Origin of the sequence: Malonomonas rubra DSM 5091, assembly GCF_900142125.1 — a bacterium.
In the GTDB taxonomy this organism is placed as follows: domain Bacteria; phylum Desulfobacterota; class Desulfuromonadia; order Desulfuromonadales; family Geopsychrobacteraceae; genus Malonomonas; species Malonomonas rubra.
Genome location: NZ_FQZT01000001.1, coordinates 331,435 through 347,954, shown reverse-complemented (window position 1 = coordinate 347,954; position 16,520 = coordinate 331,435). Strand labels below are relative to the sequence as shown.

The window sequence follows — 16,520 nt, the reverse complement described above, 5'->3', positions numbered from 1 at the left end:
CACGAAAAGGAGCTGATCGATGCAAGATACTGAGATTCCCGTAGGATTAACCTTTGATGATGTCCTGCTGGTGCCCGCCCATTCGCAAGTGCTTCCGAAAGAGGTCGACCTGACCACAAATCTGACTGCTTCGATCAAGCTGAATATCCCGCTTCTGTCAGCGGCAATGGATACCGTCACCGAATCGCGCAGCGCTATCTGCATGGCGCGCGAAGGCGGCCTCGGTATCATTCACAAAAATATGACTCCGGCAGAACAGGCGACGGAAGTTGATCAGGTGAAAAAATCGGAAAGCGGCATGATTGTCGATCCGATTACCATGGACCCGGATCAGAAAATTTATGAAGCGCTGAAGGTGATGGAAAAGTATCGCATCTCCGGTGTGCCGGTCACCAAGAACGGCAAGCTGGTCGGTATCATGACCAACCGCGACCTGCGTTTCGAAACCAACCTCGATCAGCCGATCTCTAACGTCATGACCAAAGACGCTCTTGTTACCGTTCCACCGGGAACCACCCTCGAAGAAGCCAAATTTCATCTGCACAAACACCGCATCGAAAAGCTGCTGGTGGTCGATGATAATTTTGCCCTGAAGGGCCTGATTACAATCAAGGACATCGAGAAGGTTCGCAAGTATCCGAACGCCTGTAAGGACTCCTTGGGACGTCTGCGGGTTGGTGCCGCTGTGGGGGTGGGTGCCGATCTGGAAGAGCGGACCGAAGCATTGGTTAAAGCAGGGGTTGATATTCTGGTGGTTGATACAGCTCACGGCCATAGCCAGGGTGTCCTTGATACGATTTCCCGCGTGCGTCAGCAGTATCCTGAGCTTCAGCTGTGTGCCGGTAATATTGCCACCGCTGCTGCCGCCAAGGCACTGATCGATGCCGGAGTGAATGCTGTCAAGGTCGGTATCGGACCTGGTTCCATCTGCACCACCCGCGTTGTCGCCGGTGTCGGTGTGCCGCAGATCACTGCCATCCGCGAAGTCGCCAAAGTGACTCATGCTGCAGGTATTCCGCTCATCGCTGACGGCGGTATCAAATTCTCCGGTGACCTGCCAAAGGCGGTTGCCGCTGGTGCTGATGTCATCATGATTGGTTCCCTGTTTGCCGGTACTGAAGAATCTCCCGGCGAGACCATCCTCTATCAAGGCCGGACCTACAAATCGTATCGTGGTATGGGCAGCCTCGGTGCGATGAAGCAGGGCAGCAAAGACCGCTACTTCCAGGGCGATGTCGACACCGATACCAAGCTGGTTCCAGAAGGGATCGAGGGTCGGGTGCCGTTCCGTGGTCCGCTCTCCGATAACATCCATCAATTGATGGGTGGCCTGCGCTCCGGTATGGGCTACACCGGATGCAACACCATTAAAGAGCTGCAGCAGAACGGCCAGTTTGTTCGCATCACCAACGCGGGCTTGCGTGAATCGCATGTTCACGATGTCACCATTACTCAGGAAGCGCCGAACTACCGCATCGAAAGAGGAAGCTAAGGCGATGAGCGATATCCATAGCGAAAAGATCCTGATCCTCGACTTCGGTTCCCAGTACACCCAGTTGATTGCACGACGGGTGCGTGAATCGCATGTTTACTGCGAACTGCATCCGTATGACATGGGTCTGGAAGAGATCAAAGCCTTTGGCGCCAAGGGGATTATTCTCTCCGGCGGCCCGAAGTCGGTTTACGACGAAGGTGCTCCGGCAATCGAAGAAGAGTTGTTTGAACTAGGAATCCCGGTGCTTGGTATCTGCTATGGCATGCAGCTGATGAGTCGCCATTTTGGTGGAGAAGTTATCGCTGCCGGCAAGCGCGAGTACGGTCACGCCGAGTTGCAGTCAGTCGGTACCCCGGGGCCACTGTTCGATGGTTTCTTCGCCGATGGCAAAAGTCCGGTCTGGATGAGCCACGGTGATCATGTTGAGAAGATGCCGGAAGGTTTTGAGATGATCGCCAAAACGGCGAACGCGCCTGTCTGTGGTATCCAGAACGTTGCCCGCAACCTTTACGGCGTTCAGTTTCACCCCGAGGTCAATCACACCCCGCGAGGCGATGCTCTGATCAACACCTTCGTGCGTAAAATCTGTGGCTGCAGCGGCAGTTGGACCCCAGGCCAGATTATTGAAGATGCCGTCGCCCGGATCAAAGAACAGGTCGGTAGCGACCAGGTGATCCTCGGTCTTTCAGGTGGCGTTGATTCTTCGGTTGCTGCCGCGCTGATTCACAAAGCGATTGGCGATCAGCTGCACTGTGTGTTTGTCGATAACGGTCTGCTGCGCTTGGATGAGGGTGATCAGGTGATGGCAACTTTCGCCAGCAACATGGGCGTCAAGGTCACCCGGGTCAACGCCCAGCAGCGTTTCTACGATGCGTTGGCCGGTGAGACCGATCCAGAGAAAAAGCGCAAAATCATCGGCAACCTGTTTGTCGATATTTTCGAAGAAGAGTCGAACAAGCTCAAAGACGCCAAGTGGCTGGCCCAGGGAACCATCTATCCCGATGTCATCGAGTCTGCCGGGGCCAAAACCGGCAAGGCACACAACATCAAGAGCCATCACAACGTCGGTGGCCTGCCTGACTACATGAAGCTGCAATTGCTTGAGCCGTTGCGTGAGCTGTTTAAAGACGAGGTCCGCACCGTCGGTGAAGAGCTAGGCCTGCCGCACCAGATGGTCTGGCGCCATCCGTTTCCAGGGCCGGGCTTGGGCGTGCGTATCCTCGGTGAGGTTAAGGAAGAATACTGTGAAATCCTTCGCCGCGCCGACGCCATCTACATCGAAGAACTTTACGAAAGCGGTCACTATCACAAGATCAGCCAGGCCTTTGCCGTCTTCCTGCCGGTCAAGTCGGTCGGCGTGATGGGCGATGGCCGGACTTATGAATATGTTGTGGCGCTACGCGCGGTCGAAACCAAGGATTTCATGACTGCTGGCTGGTACCCGATGCCCTACGCCGACCTGGCTCGCATCAGCAACAGGATCATCAACGAGGTCAAAGGCATCAACCGGGTGACCTACGATATTTCCAGCAAGCCACCGGCGACGATTGAGTGGGAATAAAGAGTCGCCTTAAATATGCTAACCGAAAGCGGAGTCAGAAATGGCTCCGCTTTTTTGTTTTTGAGAGAGGCAAATTGCCTAGAGCGATATTTTTTGCTAAGGCCGAAAGATCTAGGCTCAACAAGGTGAAATAGATGTTAGCATTTTAAATGTATTTCTACTCTTTGATGCTATGATCAAGTTTATTCACTAGTTTTTTGCTGGCTTATAAATTGGAGAATCTTGATGGATGATGGGAAAACTACTCTTGATTCTTTACCTACTCGAGGGCGGGTACTGGTCAAGGCCGCCTCAGTTTATGATCATGTGCAACCGTTTGTTACGCTGGGGCAGGAAGCTCGCCTGAATCGCTGGCTTGCCGAGCAGGTAGAGGTTGCTCCTGGCAGCAGTGCCCTCGATGTCGGTTGTGGAACCGGTTTATTGACCGTGCAGATTGCTGAACGTCATGCTCAGGTAGATGTCGTCGGGATTGATGCATCAGGACCGATGATTCGGCAGGCGATAAACAAGCGGAAACGGGGGAATTGCCGCTTTCAACAAGCTCTGGCGGAAGAACTGCCATTTGCCGATGGACAATTTGATCTTGTAACTTCGGCCCTTTTTTTTCACCATGTTGACCGAGAACTGAAACTACAGTCTTTGCGAGAAATTCATCGTGTCCTCAAACCTGGAGGAAGCCTGCTGATTGCCGATATGGATCGTCCTTATACCTGGCTTGGCTGGGCGATGTCGTGGGTAGCCTGGAAGCTCCTGCGCCAACCGGAAATCAAGGAAAACATGGATGGTCTATTGCATGAACTTATTGACCAAGGTGGTTTCTCTAAACCCAATGAGATTGGACGTTTTTCTGGTTATATCAAGGTTCTGCTGGCGAAGAGGGATCTATGAAGGAAAACGCTCTATCAGTTCTACGGCACTGCGAACCCTGGCAGCGGGCTTATCAACTGCAACAGAAAACAGTCGGCCATTTTTATCAAAGCTGCAGCGAATTGCTTGATATGAGCTGCGCCATCGAGCCGTTGCCGGAAGAGTACTTTTCGATGGAGCGCAACCTGTTTTCTACGCTGTTTCTTCTGGCGCTGGAGGCTTCTGGTGTCGCCAGCGAAAAAATGCCATTTTATGCCATGGTCAATCAATGTCTACGGGTGCAGGTGACCGGTTGCGACAACCTGCTTGATGACGAATATAAAAGCGTCATCCCTTTCTCTATGGCAGGAGAAGGGATCCGTTTTCGTTCAGTGTTGACTATCATGACCGGTGATGCGGTGCTGGCAATGCTGGCTGCAGATGAAGTTGCTTCCGGCCGTTTCGATGCGCAGGCGGCCAAATGCCTGTTGTCGGCGGTACTGGCTGTGTTGATTCCCAGTGGCATTGAAGAGCATGAAGAAGAGAGACGCGGTGAAAGAGTTATGCTTTCCGTTGAGCAGATGCTCAAAGAAATTCACTACCGTAAAACCGGCCTTTTGTTCGAAGCGCCGGTCCGGTTGGCGGCAAAAATGCGGGATGTGGATTCTCAGCGGGCAGAGCAGGTAGCCAAGGCATTATCAACCTTCGGAATCGGCTGTCAAATTCTTGATGATTTGAAAGATATTGCCGACGACCTGTATTTCAATAAACATAACCTTGTCGTATCCGTGGCCCATTACGGAGCGAGCGAGGCCGAGCGAGATAGCATTTCTGCATTTGTTGAGAAACGTGGGTCGCTTGAAGATGCGCGACTATTGGCGAATCAGCTTCCAGCTGCTAAAAAACGCTGTTGGGAGTTGGCGGTAGATTATTTTCAGCGTGCTCAGCACGATTTCAGCCGGTTGATGCCCGCTTTTGGCGATGTGCAGGCCGCTGCTCTCGGAATCCTGGTGCAGGGGGCGATTATGGCAGAACGAAATGAGCTGGCGCTGCGGAGCTTCTCATGAGCTTCTGGCTGCGGTTTGCTTTTCGTTCGGTGCTGCGCAGACGGCGGCGGACGATGATTACCTTTGCTGCTGTTGGTTTTGGCATTGCCATGCTGATTGTGCTTGGGGCGATCATGGTCGGCGTGAACGATACCATGGTGAGAAATGCTGTCGCGTTGCGAAGTGGTCACCTGCTGATTGAATCTTCTCCAGTCGCTATGCCTGACGCACTTGCAGAGACTGAACATTGGCAAACAGTTGTCAGCCAGCAGGAGAGGGTGACAATGTTGCCGCGATGTTCCCTCAGTGGCGTATTGAAGCAGGGCAATCAACTACGGGCTCTTAAAGTGCAACTGGTTGATCCGGCAGCTGAATTTCGACAGTCGCCAATCCCGAAAAACATTAAGGCCGGAAGTTGGCTGAAGGATCAGCCGGGACTGGTGATCGGTGATCAGGTTGCAACTGATTTGGCGTTGGAAATTGGTGACATTGTGCAGCTCGAAACACCTCAAGGCGACTATCGATTGCCGCTGCTGGGTACTTTCCACACCGGAGTACAAGCTCTGGACCAAACACTCGGCTATTTATCATTGGCTGTTGCGGAGCTGTTTACCGCTGAACCGGCGATCAGCGTCGAGAGCGCGTTATTTGCAGACCCCGGAAGTGACCTCAGCTCTCTCCGTAACGAATTGCAGCTGGCCGGTGGCTCTTCGGCGCAAGTTTTTATCTGGCCGGAGAAATTGCCCGAAGTGGAACAGTTGGTCAAGTTGAACGAATTTTCCATGCAGGTGATGATTCTGCTGGTTATCGCTATCCTTGCCTTTGGAGTTGCCAATTCCCTGCTGATCTCAGTTATGGACCGTTATCGCTACTTCGCTATTCTCAAAGCGATTGGGGTGCGCCCGAGAGAGCTGGTTGTGACTGTCATCGGTGAGGCGCTGGTTCTCTGCCTTGGGGCTGGTTTGCTCGGAACTCTGATGGGCATTATCGTCAGTCTTGCCTGGGGCGAGGTCGGTCTCGACCTGAGCCGTTACACGTCCTTCAACCCACATTTCAGTATAAATCCCGTCATTTATCCGCGCTTGGAACCGGTCATGGTATTGCTGCCACAGGGCTTGGCGCTGTTGGCCGGTTGCCTTGCTGCTTTTTGGCCGGCTTTGGTTGCTGCACGGCGCACAGTGAGTGGGGGAATGAGAGATTTATGAGCAGCTCATTTCTATCTCTTGAGCGGGTTTCCCGCTGTTTTGGTACTGGTCATGCTGCGGTTCAAGCGTTGAGCGAAGTCAGTTTTTCTTTGGCTGCTGGTGAGCAGGCTGCTTTGATTGGACCGAGTGGGTCGGGAAAAACCACATTGTTGAATGTGGTTGGGGCTCTCGATCGACCAAGTTCCGGTCGAGTGTTTATTGATGGTGAATGCAGCTCAGCTTTTTCTGAAGCGCAGGCCGCTGAATTTCGTCGTCGCCGGGTCGGGTTCGTTTTTCAGGATGATGCCCTGGTGCCCGAATTGACTTTGGAAGAAAATATCGCGTTGCCACTGGTTTTGTTGAGTGTTCCGAAAGTAGAGAGACAGCAGCGGGTCGCTGAGCTATTGACAGAGTTCGGTTTGCAGGACCGTGCTAAAGCTTATCCTCCTTTGCTTTCCGGTGGAGAAAAGCAGCGCGGAGCAGTTGCACGGGCAGTTATCCATTGTCCCGGAATACTGTTGGCTGATGAACCGACGGCGAACCTTGATGCAGGCGCTGCAACGAGGGTCATACAAAAAATTCAAAAACTGGCGAATCAGCAGGGCATGGTGGTGTTGGTGTCGAGTCATGACCCCCGGGTGTTTGAGCAGTTCCCTCTGCGACTATGCCTGGAAGATGGGTGCTTAGTCGGCGCCCCGGGTTGTTGAGGACGCTTCGCTATCCGCCGGTGCCGGTTTCAATGGACCTGAATCTGTGGGTATATTGATTTGATTTTTGCTACAGGATAAGGCATTTTTATCCTTTTTTCGGAGTCGAGACTCCGAGTGTTATTCATTTTTTTCAAGGCGAGTTTATGTTCGAAAAACTTTTCAAGCTGCAGGAAAACGGTACCGATGTCAAAACCGAAGTGATTGCTGGAATCACGACTTTCATGACGATGGCTTATATTATCTTCGTCAACCCGGCGATCTTGTCGAAAACCGGGATGGATTTCGGCGCAGTGATGATGGCGACGGTTCTGGCAGCCGGTTTTGCCAGTATCTTTATGGGACTGTTTGCTAATTACCCGTTTGCCCTGGCCCCGGGGATGGGACTGAACGCCTACTTTACTTTCACTGTCGTTATGCAGATGGGCTACGAATGGCAGACGGCACTCGGTGCGGTGTTTATTTCCGGTGTGCTTTTCATCGTGCTGACAGTGGCACGTATCCGCCAGTGGATCGTCAATGCCATTCCAAATTCGATGAAGCTGGCAACTGCCGGCGGTATCGGCCTGTTTATCGCTCTGATCGGGTTCAAGGAAGCTGGCCTGGTTGTTGATAACCCGGCGACTCTTGTCGGGCTGGGTAAAGTGACGGAGTGGGGCCCTCTGCTGGCGATTGTCGGTGTGATTATCATCGGTGGTTTGATGGCACGTAAAATCAAAGGGGCGATTCTGATCGGCATTCTGTTGACCTGGGTGCTCGGACTGGTCGCCGGTGCTGCAGAGTTCAAAGGGGTTTTCGGCATGCCTCCATCACTTGAACCGGTTTTTTTCAAGCTGGATATTGCCGCCGCTCTCGACATCGGTTTCTTCGGTATTGTTTTCGCCTTTCTTTTTGTCGATCTGTTTGACACCACTGGCACCCTTGTTGGTATTGCCGAGCAAGGGGGGTTCATCAAGAAAGATGGTGAGTTCCCGCGCGTTAACAGGGCGCTGACCGTCGATGCCGTTGGCACAATGGCGGGCAGCTGCCTCGGGACTTCTACAGTCACTACTTACATTGAAAGTGCGTCCGGCATCGGCGAAGGTGGCCGCACCGGTTTGACCGCTGTGACGACCGGAGTTTTCTTCTTGCTGGCGATGTTCCTCTCTCCGTTGGCCGGTTCGATTCCCGCATTCGCTACTGCTCCAGCGCTGATTGTGGTCGGCGTGATGATGCTGAAATCGGTGATTCAAATTGATTGGGATGACATGACCGAAGCTGTTCCGGCATTCATCGTCATGGTATCGATGCCGTTTTCTTTCAGCATAGCGACAGGTATCGCGCTGGGCTTCATTTTTTACCCGCTGGTGAAACTGCTGGCTGGTCGCGCGCAGGAAGTTTCGATTTCAGTCTGGATTCTGGCGCTGATTTTTATCATCCGTTTCGTCTATCTAGGTGCGGGTTAGGGCTGACATTGTTTTGAAGGGGGCTGGCATGAAGACTGTACTTCTCACCGGCGGTGCCGGTTACATCGGGTCGCATACGGCAATCGAATTAATTTCATCTGGTTATCAGGTGGTGATTGCCGATAACTTCTGCAACAGTTCGCCGGTCGTTCTCGATCGGCTGGAAGAGATCACGGGTCAACCGATTGGCTGTGAGCGGGGCGATATCCGTGATGCCGATTTTATGAGTCAGCTGTTTGCGACCTACCGTCTCGATGCTGTTATTCATTTTGCCGCGTTGAAAGCAGTCGGTGAGTCATGTGAAAAGCCGCTGGAATATTTTGATAACAACATTTCCGGCACAATTTCTCTACTGCAAATGATGCGTGAAGCTGATTGTAATAATCTGGTGTTCAGCTCCTCGGCGACCGTCTACGGCGACCCGGACAAATGCCCAATTACAGAAGATGCCGCCCTGCGGGTGACCAACCCCTACGGACGTACCAAGCTGGTGATGGAGCAACTGATCAACGATGTCTGTGCTTCACACAGTGACTTTAAGGCAGCAATTCTGCGCTACTTCAATCCGGTTGGGGCACATGCTAGCGGACTGATCGGTGAAGATCCTAACGACATCCCCAATAACCTGATGCCTTTTGTCAGCCAGGTGGCTGTTGGGCGACGCGAACAGTTACAGGTGTTCGGCAACGATTACCCGACCCCGGACGGCACAGGCGTGCGCGATTACATCCACGTGGTCGATCTGGCCCGTGCTCATGTCGCAGCAGTCGATTACCTGCTACGTGAACAACAGAACCTGACGGTTAACCTCGGAACCGGTCATGGTATCAGTGTGCTGGAAATGGTGCAGGCGTTCGAAAAGGCAAGCGGCAAACAGGTGCCATACAAAATTGCCCCCCGCCGGGCTGGGGATATTGCCGAATGTTACGCGGATCCCGCGTTGGCCAATAAACTGCTCGGCTGGCAGGCCGAGTTCGGTGTCGATGAAATGTGTGTTGATGCCTGGCGTTGGCAATCACAGAATCCGAATGGGTTTGAGGATTAATTTAAAAAAGCGCCGACGATTGCCGGCGGTTTTTTTGAACGTAAATACAGAACTAGCATTCCCGTAAAAGCAACTGAGTGAAGCCTTAACTGTCTTTGCTGGAGTCGCTACCATTCTTTATCTCGGAAGGGATAAGAGCCAGAATTAAACCGATGCTGCCACCAAAAATGATCCCTGACCAGGGAGTCGAGAGGAGCACTCATGTCGGCCCCATGCACTGGGCGAGATATCCGATCACCCCTCCGACTGCAGAGCCAATACCGATCAGCAGGCTGAACTTGACGAGATATTTCATGTTGTATCCTTAGGGTTCAAAACAACGAACCGGTCGTGTCTGGTGGTGCGCTTTTCAACTCCTCAGCAGTTTTCTGTAGAAACTGATCAACCTGGGGATAGGGCGTTTTGCCGAGTTTGTTTAAGGTCTCGAAGGGAATATCGGTGAAACCGTATCGCTGGCCCAGGTCAGAGATGATTCTCAACCAGAGTGCCGCGGTCATTTCTGCATCGGCCAGGGCGCGGTGAAACTGACCATTTCCTGCCAACCCCTTCAACTTCACCAGCGTTTCCAGTTTGTAATTCGGCAGATCGGGATAAATTCTCCTGGCAATTTTCAATGTACACCCGAAGTTGAACGGTCGCTTTTTGCCGGTCAGGGCAAATTCGCTTTCGAGAAACTTCTGATCGAAGGAGGCGTTGTGCGCGACCAGAGGATGAGTGCCAATAAAATGGGCCAGATCACCCATGACCGCTGCTGCGCTCGGTGCTTCATTGAGCATACGGTTGTTGATGCCGGTGACCATCTCAATTTCACGGCTAACCAGGAAACCAGGATTCACCAAGGTCTGGAAACTGTCGGCAACTTTTCCGTGACGGATTAACACCGCGCCGATTTCGATAACACGATCGCCTTGTTCTGGCGACATGCCACTGGTTTCGAAGTCGATGACCACCACAGTTTCGTTGCACAGGGTATAATTCATCAATATGGCCTTTCAGGTGTAGAGGATTAAAGTATCTTACGCTGTGCAGACAGCTGCTGACCAGTGCTGTGGTGAAAAAACTGAGGAGGAAATCAATGGTATGGAACTCATGGATTCGTATTGAGCCGGAAGACTCAAACAACGACAAGGTGCAGAAACTCTATAAAAAAGCACGTAAGCCGCTGACCGGAAAATTGTCCGATTTAACCCAGTTGACCAGCCTGTCGCCCGACATGTCGGATGCGCTGCATAGTCTGGGCGTTGCGGTCTATCGTGATGCTGGGAATTTAAGCTTGCGGGAAAAGGAGGTCGCCGCGCTGGTTACGTCGACACTGATCGGCTGCGTGCATTGAACTGCGACCCATCGGGATGCCCTCAGTCGAGCGGCAAAAAATGAAGAACTGGCTACGCAGGTCGCCGAAGATTACACCAAGGCGAATCTCACCGAGCGCGAACGCATGATTGCAGATTATGCGGTGAAAGTGACCCGCTCTGCCGATACCTGCAGTCCACAGGATGTTGAACGGTTGCGTGAAGCAGGTCTTTCGGATGAAGATATTTTAGGGGTAGTTGGCATCGTGACTTATCAGAATATGACGACGCGGATCATGGAGGCGCTCAGCACGGTTGATTGAAAATGAAAAAAGGAGGCTGTAACAAGCCTCCTTTTTGCTATTCCGTTAGACGATTTCAGCCAACTCGACTTCGTAAGTCAGGGTTTCCCCTGCCAGAGGATGGTTGGTGTCGAGGGTGATCTGCTCGTCGGTCACCTCGATGACTGTGACCATGTAAAGCTCGTCATCCTCGCCAGTCACTTCCAGTCCCATGCCGACGACCGGGTCGATATCGTCCGGAAACTCACTGCGCTCGACGCTGAAAACATTTTCCGGATTGTAATCGCCAAAAGCATCATCCGGAGAAATGGTGACAGTTTTTTTTTCGCCGACTTGCATGCCGACCAGCTCTTCTTCAACCGGGATGTAGAAATCGCCTTCGCCGATGACGATTTCAAACGGACCGGTATCCTGACAGCAGTCACCATCATCGCCGCAGTTATGTTCTGCCCCGTCACCGCAACCGCACTCTGATTGTTTTTCTTCCGGGTAGGTGGAATCCATAATGGAACCATCTTCCATGCGGCCGATGAAATTGATGAGGACTGTGTCGCCTTTTTTTGCTTGTGCCATGAAACTTTCCTTTATGGGTTAGGTTGTTGCATTCTACTGTCGCAAGGTTCTAGCACAGCTCGATAAATGGAAAAAGGTTTACTTTCTGTTGGCGCTTTTTTTTCTGCCATGCTGCACCTATAATCTGGCAATCGACTTTAACATGGAGTTTGTATGAACGATCAGCATGCCACCTTGCACGACCTGAGGGAACGGATGGCTTCCTTTGTCCGCGAGCGCGACTGGGAGCAGTTTCACAGCCCGAAAAACCTGTCGATGTCGATTGCGATTGAAGCAGCTGAGCTGATGGAGCATTTCCAGTGGCTGACGACGGAGCAGTCGGAGCATCTCGACCCAGCTGCATTACAGGAAATCGGCGAGGAACTGGCCGATATTGTGCTCTATTCGTTGTCGCTGGCCAACCATCTGCAGATTGACCTGGCCGAAACAGTGCTGGCGAAAATGGCTAAGAACGAACGCAAATACCCGAAAGAGCAGGTGCGCGGTAAGGCGCATAAATATACCTATTACCGTAAGCAGGAAGGTGAAAAGTGAGCAGTCAGCGAAAAGTAGGGCGCCAGCCGAAAAAGTACAGCCAGGCAGCGCGGCTGCACGACCTGATCCGCATCCTCGAAAACCGCTACGGTGCCACTGTGGAAGAGTTAGTGGAAGAATGTGAGGTGACTCGGCGGACCATTTATCGCGACCTGAAAGCGATTGAGGAGGCTGGTTACCCGCTGATCAGCGAGCGGCAGGACGACGGTCAGGTCCTTTATAGCTTCATCGAGGGCTACAATAAAATTCCGCCGATCACCTTTTCGCTGGAAGAGTTGATGACTCTTTACCTCTGCCGCGGTCAGCTCGACTTTCTGCAGGGCACTCCGTTTCACGATGATCTGGAAGCGATCTTCACCCGTTTTCGCTCCAGTTTGCCGCCACGCAGCGTAGCCCACCTGGAGCGGTTGGCAAAAGCCTCGGCCCCGCGCTTTCACGGTTTTAAAGATTATTCAGGCCAGCGGCAGTTGCTCACCGATCTGCGCCAGGCGCTGCTGAAGCAGCAGCGGATCGAAATCGCATATCGTCCGGCCAAACGCAAACGCAATCTTTATCAGGTCGATCCCTATACGCTGCTGTTTTTCAAAAATGCCCTCTACCTTGGTGGCTACGCGCACAACCGCGAAGCTCTGCGTCTGTTTGCAGTCGAACGGATTGAGAGCTTGAGTTTTCTGCCGGATCGTTTCGAGGTGCCGGAAGATTATTCTGCAACGGCCCTGACTGGCGAAGCTTTCGGATTGATCGATGATGGTGCCACCCAGCAGGTTGAATTGCAGTTCGATAAAGAGGTGACCTACCTGATCCGTGAACGGATTTGGCATCCACAGCAGCAGCTGCAGAAAGGGGCGGACGGCAACCTGATTCTGCGTTTCGATGCTGCTGGCGATAAGGAGATCCTTTCCTGGGTTTACTCTTTTGTTCCGCATGTGCGTGTGCTCGGGCCGGAATCGCTGAAGCAGCAGTTTATCGCTGGGCTGATGCGTGGTCTGGAGTATCAGAACGGAGAGTGACATAATTTGACGCACTTGTGGGTAGGATGGAGATAATCGAACAGCGCAAAAGGAGGCGTTATGATCTGGTTATCTCCAATGACAGGTACGGAAGAGGGCAGCGTTTATTTTGATATTCGGGATATTTCCCTGCAGCCGACCGGAAGAGGAACGGATGGTGTTATCAGTGGATTGCTGGGTGACGGGCAGCGGGAAATCTGGGGGGAAGTTCATCTTGGCAGTCAGCCCCAGGTGAGGATTCTTCCCTTGTGGACTGACGATGGCCAGATTGAGGAGTTGTCTCTTGCCGTTGACGAAGAGCTGCTCAAACAGCAACTGCTTGAGAGTGTACAGAATGTTTTTTCGACGGTCGAACGCTGGGCCGTCGCAACATCTTTCGAAGACGTGAAGCCGATCGTGCAGAGCCATGATTGGCTTGCCGCCTGATGAGGACATATGCAACAGATTATTCTGGCATCAACCAGCCCCTACAGGAAGCAGCTGCTGGAACAGTTACAGCTGCCGTTCAATACGGCTGCGCCGAAATATGCAGAGCAGATCAATCAGGAACTTGAGCCGACGCTGCTGGTACAGCATCTCGCCCTCGGTAAGGCTCAGAGCTTGGAAAAAGACTATCCCAACGCCCTGATTATTGGGTCCGACCAGGTTTTTGTCGATCCTAAAGGGCAGAGTATCGGCAAGCCGGGCTGCTTTGAGAAAGCCTTCGAACAGTTGCGGCAGATGGTCGGCCTGACCCACACCTTTTATACCGGGCTGGTGCTTTACGACAGCCGCACTGGTGAAGTCAGTAGTGATGTCGCCTCCTTCGCCGTCACCCTGCGGCCGTTGACTGATGGTCAGATTCAAGACTACCTGCAGCGCGAGCAACCTTACGACTGCGCCGGGTCCTTTAAAGTTGAAGGTTTAGGCATTGCCCTGATGGAACGGATGGCAGGGGACGATTACAATGCCCTGATCGGCCTGCCACTTATCAAACTGGTGTCGATGCTGGACGATGCCGGGGTTAAGGTGCTGGGTCGTTAACTTATTCTTCGCCCAGTGGGTTCTTGATCAGGCGATGCTTGATCCTGTGGGTGATGGTCGCAACGACCAGCAATACCAACGGAACCGAGCATGTGGTCAGCACTTTTTTGCTCAACCCCCATTCCTCCAGCGGCAATCCTGCCAGCAGATAACCGATCAAACCGACCATATAATAACTGACGGCAACAATCGACAGGCCCTCGACAGTCTCCTGCAGGCGAAACTGCAGCTGGCTGCGCCGGTTCATCGCTGATAGCAGCGAACGGTTCTGCTCCTGCAGGTTCAGGTTGACGCGGGTTCGCAACAGGTCGCTGGCGCGTTCAATCCGCTTCGATAGATCATCCATCCAGCCCTGCAGAGATTCACAAGTGCGCAGTGCCGGGGTGAGTCGTCGACCCATGAATTCCTGCAGAGACAGGTGACCGTTGATGCTTTCCTCCTGCATGCTGGCCAGCCGGTTGTGGACCAGTTCGTGGTAAGCACGGGTCGCCGAGAAGCGGCGGGTGGTCGCTGCGCGGTGATTTTCCAGCTGCGCTTGCAGTTCGGTCAAGGTGCTGAGCAGATTCCGTTCTCCGCGGGTCGAGTCAAGTTCGTTGACCTTGGTCAGGATGTTTGCCAGCTGCTGATCCATCTCGACCAGCTGCGGACCGATCTGTCGCGCGATCGGCAGGGCGATCAAGGCCAGCAGCCGGTAGGTCTCCATTTCCATCAACCTGCGCGCCAGCTGTCCCATCTGCTCATCATCCATACCGTTGTTGCGGATAATGAAGCGACCATATCCGTCGCCGTGCAGCTTGAACGCAGTATAAAATTGTGCTTTGCCTTTCTTGGCCGCACTGACCATTACCTTCTGGCCTTCAAAATAGCGGCACAGAGCCGAGCATTGATCGTCCAGTTGCTGGTTGTCGATAATCAGATGAAATGCTGCAACCATCTGTCCCGGCAGCTGTTTCAGCCAGTCGTCCGGCAACAGGTTGATGGCTGGGTGTTCAAAGGGTTCGCCGCTTGGAGACGCCGCCTGCATGACAGTGAGTGAATAGAACTCGACGTGACGTTCCCAGTGAATGCTGAAATCGCCGAAGTCCTGATAGAAAGAGACGGCATCGGCTGCAGGCTGGTTGACGTTGTAGCGGTGGCAGAGTTCGCAGATCTGTTGGTATGCCAGGCTCAATTCGCCCTGCTGGGCACAGGAGGCAAGGTGGGAGATCTGTTGCGGGCTGCTGAGTGGATGGAACGGGCGGATGTGCAGCTCGTTGTACAGGGCATCTCGTTGCGGATGAATTTGAAATTCAGCGTTTCTGGCACCAGCCATTTATATCCCCCTGGGGAAATTGCAGAATATTGTATTGAAATGAAATGGAGCGGGAGCGGCTCCTGCCGAAACAGGAGCCGCTGGAAAAAATCTGGTCCCGGGCTCAGGTGAAGGTTTTGTTTTCCTGCTCCTGCACGCGAATAAAGGTGGTGCGTTTAGTCAGCTCCTTCAGCGCACCGGCTCCAACATAGGTGCAGGTGGAGCGGACACCTCCAAGGATATCCTTGACCGTATCGGCGACTGGGCCGCGGTAGGGAACTTCGACGGTTTTACCTTCCGATGCCCGGTACTCGGCAACGCCACCGGCATGTTTTTCCATCGCTGTCGATGAGCTCATGCCATAGAACAGTTTGAACTGCTGGCCGTCGCGCTGTACCAGTTGGCCGCCGCTTTCATCATGGCCGGCTAGCATGCCGCCGAGCATGACAAAGTCGGCCCCGCCGCCGAAGGCTTTGGAAACATCACCAGCGCAGACGCAGCCACCGTCGGAGATAATGCGCCCACCGAGGCCGTGGGCAGCGTCAGCACACTCGATGACGGCAGAGAGTTGCGGATAGCCGACGCCCGTTTTCACCCGGGTGGTGCAGACTGAACCAGGGCCGATGCCGACTTTGACGATGTCGGCGCCGGAGAGTAGCAGCTCTTCGACCATCTCCCCGGTGACCACGTTGCCGGCGACAATTGTTTGATCCGGGAATTCATCACGCACCCGTTTGACGAAGTCAACAAAGGCTTCGGCGTAGCCGTTGGCGACATCGATACAGATGAACTGCAGCTTCGGGTGTTGGCCAATGATCTGCTGCATCAGGCTGAAATCGTCTTTAGCAGTGCCGGTACTGACCATAATCCGCTGGTAGATATCGTCAGATTTCCCCTGCAGATAATTATCCCATTGTTGCAGCGAATAGTGCTTGTGGACAGCTGTCAGAAGGCCGAATTCGGCCAGCGCGTCAGCGGTTTGGAAGGTGCCAACAGTGTCCATGTTGGCAGCAATCACCGGGATGCCGTGCCATTTCAGTTTGCTGTGCAGAAAAGTAAATTCGCGATCCAGATTGACCTGTGCGCGGCTTTTCAGGGTTGAGCGTTTGGGGCGGATCAGCACATCTTTAAAGCCGAGCTTCACATCAGTTTCTATTCGCATCTAA

Annotated in this window: 18 protein-coding genes; 14 read left to right on the top strand and 4 right to left on the bottom strand. The window is 53.1% G+C overall.

Annotated elements, in window-relative coordinates:
* Positions 1 to 19: 19 nt before the first annotated feature.
* From guaB to galE, 8 genes are all read left to right on the top strand, one after another.
* On the top strand, positions 20 to 1,492 hold the full coding sequence (gene guaB / locus BUB13_RS01565; RefSeq protein WP_072904990.1) for an IMP dehydrogenase: 1,473 nt from the start codon (positions 20 to 22) through the stop codon (positions 1,490 to 1,492).
* 4 nt (positions 1,493 to 1,496) lie between these two features.
* A complete protein-coding gene (gene guaA / locus BUB13_RS01560) occupies positions 1,497 to 3,056 on the top strand; it encodes a glutamine-hydrolyzing GMP synthase (protein ID WP_072904989.1) in 1,560 nt (519 codons plus the stop codon).
* A 225-nt stretch (positions 3,057 to 3,281) separates the two neighbouring features.
* A complete protein-coding gene (locus tag BUB13_RS01555) occupies positions 3,282 to 3,944 on the top strand; it encodes a class I SAM-dependent methyltransferase (protein ID WP_072904988.1) in 663 nt (220 codons plus the stop codon).
* The gene (locus BUB13_RS01550; protein ID WP_072904987.1) at positions 3,941 to 4,969 is read left to right on the top strand and encodes a polyprenyl synthetase family protein; all 1,029 of its coding nucleotides are present in this window, start codon (positions 3,941 to 3,943) and stop codon (positions 4,967 to 4,969) included. The genes BUB13_RS01555 and BUB13_RS01550 overlap by 4 nt, the downstream gene beginning before the upstream one ends.
* Entirely contained in the window at positions 4,966 to 6,153 is a 1,188-nt protein-coding gene (locus BUB13_RS01545) for an ABC transporter permease (protein WP_072904986.1), read from the top strand. The genes BUB13_RS01550 and BUB13_RS01545 overlap by 4 nt, the downstream gene beginning before the upstream one ends.
* Positions 6,150 to 6,839, top strand: a complete 690-nt coding sequence (locus BUB13_RS01540) for an ABC transporter ATP-binding protein (protein ID WP_072904985.1) — start codon at positions 6,150 to 6,152, stop codon at positions 6,837 to 6,839. Before BUB13_RS01545 ends, BUB13_RS01540 begins: the two co-directional genes overlap by 4 nt.
* Before the next feature lie 146 nt (positions 6,840 to 6,985).
* Complete coding sequence (locus tag BUB13_RS01535) at positions 6,986 to 8,284, top strand: NCS2 family permease (protein ID WP_072904984.1); 1,299 nt, start codon at positions 6,986 to 6,988, stop codon at positions 8,282 to 8,284.
* Positions 8,285 to 8,312: 28 nt separating this feature from the next.
* Positions 8,313 to 9,329 (top strand): UDP-glucose 4-epimerase GalE, encoded by a 1,017-nt coding sequence (galE, locus tag BUB13_RS01530; protein WP_072904983.1) that lies wholly within the window; start codon positions 8,313 to 8,315, stop codon positions 9,327 to 9,329.
* Between the two features lie 311 nt (positions 9,330 to 9,640).
* Here the strand turns inward: galE and BUB13_RS01525 are convergent, their stop codons facing one another.
* A complete protein-coding gene (locus BUB13_RS01525; RefSeq protein ID WP_072904982.1) occupies positions 9,641 to 10,309 on the bottom strand; it encodes a 3'-5' exonuclease in 669 nt (222 codons plus the stop codon).
* Positions 10,310 to 10,404: 95 nt separating this feature from the next.
* Here BUB13_RS01525 and BUB13_RS01520 point away from each other — a divergent pair, with 95 nt between their 5' ends.
* The gene (locus BUB13_RS01520) at positions 10,405 to 10,662 is read left to right on the top strand and encodes a carboxymuconolactone decarboxylase family protein (protein ID WP_072904981.1); all 258 of its coding nucleotides are present in this window, start codon (positions 10,405 to 10,407) and stop codon (positions 10,660 to 10,662) included.
* Between the two features lie 105 nt (positions 10,663 to 10,767).
* A complete protein-coding gene (locus BUB13_RS18725) occupies positions 10,768 to 10,944 on the top strand; it encodes a carboxymuconolactone decarboxylase family protein (RefSeq protein ID WP_139249270.1) in 177 nt (58 codons plus the stop codon).
* Between the two features lie 45 nt (positions 10,945 to 10,989).
* Here the strand turns inward: BUB13_RS18725 and BUB13_RS01515 are convergent, their stop codons facing one another.
* On the bottom strand, positions 10,990 to 11,496 hold the full coding sequence (locus BUB13_RS01515; RefSeq protein ID WP_072904980.1) for an FKBP-type peptidyl-prolyl cis-trans isomerase: 507 nt from the start codon (positions 11,494 to 11,496) through the stop codon (positions 10,990 to 10,992).
* Between the two features lie 153 nt (positions 11,497 to 11,649).
* Between BUB13_RS01515 and BUB13_RS01510 the strand changes: the two genes are divergently transcribed.
* The 4 genes from BUB13_RS01510 to BUB13_RS01495 are packed head-to-tail and all read left to right on the top strand — an operon-like array spanning position 11,650 to position 14,063.
* Positions 11,650 to 12,030 carry a nucleotide pyrophosphohydrolase gene (locus BUB13_RS01510; protein WP_072904979.1) on the top strand — a complete coding sequence of 127 codons (381 nt, stop codon included), beginning with the start codon at positions 11,650 to 11,652 and terminating at the stop codon, positions 12,028 to 12,030.
* Positions 12,027 to 13,040: a helix-turn-helix transcriptional regulator gene (locus tag BUB13_RS01505; RefSeq protein ID WP_072904978.1), complete on the top strand. Its 1,014-nt coding sequence runs from the start codon at positions 12,027 to 12,029 to the stop codon at positions 13,038 to 13,040. Before BUB13_RS01510 ends, BUB13_RS01505 begins: the two co-directional genes overlap by 4 nt.
* A 60-nt stretch (positions 13,041 to 13,100) precedes the next feature.
* On the top strand, positions 13,101 to 13,466 hold the full coding sequence (locus BUB13_RS01500) for a hypothetical protein (RefSeq protein WP_072904977.1): 366 nt from the start codon (positions 13,101 to 13,103) through the stop codon (positions 13,464 to 13,466).
* 9 nt (positions 13,467 to 13,475) lie between these two features.
* On the top strand, positions 13,476 to 14,063 hold the full coding sequence (locus tag BUB13_RS01495; RefSeq protein WP_072904976.1) for a Maf family protein: 588 nt from the start codon (positions 13,476 to 13,478) through the stop codon (positions 14,061 to 14,063).
* A 1-nt stretch (position 14,064) separates the two neighbouring features.
* Here the strand turns inward: BUB13_RS01495 and BUB13_RS01490 are convergent, their stop codons facing one another.
* Positions 14,065 to 15,375, bottom strand: a complete 1,311-nt coding sequence (locus tag BUB13_RS01490; RefSeq protein ID WP_072904975.1) for a DUF3422 family protein — start codon at positions 15,373 to 15,375, stop codon at positions 14,065 to 14,067.
* A 103-nt stretch (positions 15,376 to 15,478) separates the two neighbouring features.
* Positions 15,479 to 16,516, bottom strand: coding sequence for a GMP reductase (locus tag BUB13_RS01485; RefSeq protein ID WP_072904974.1), 1,038 nt, complete (start codon positions 16,514 to 16,516; stop codon positions 15,479 to 15,481).
* Positions 16,517 to 16,520 lie beyond the last annotated feature (4 nt).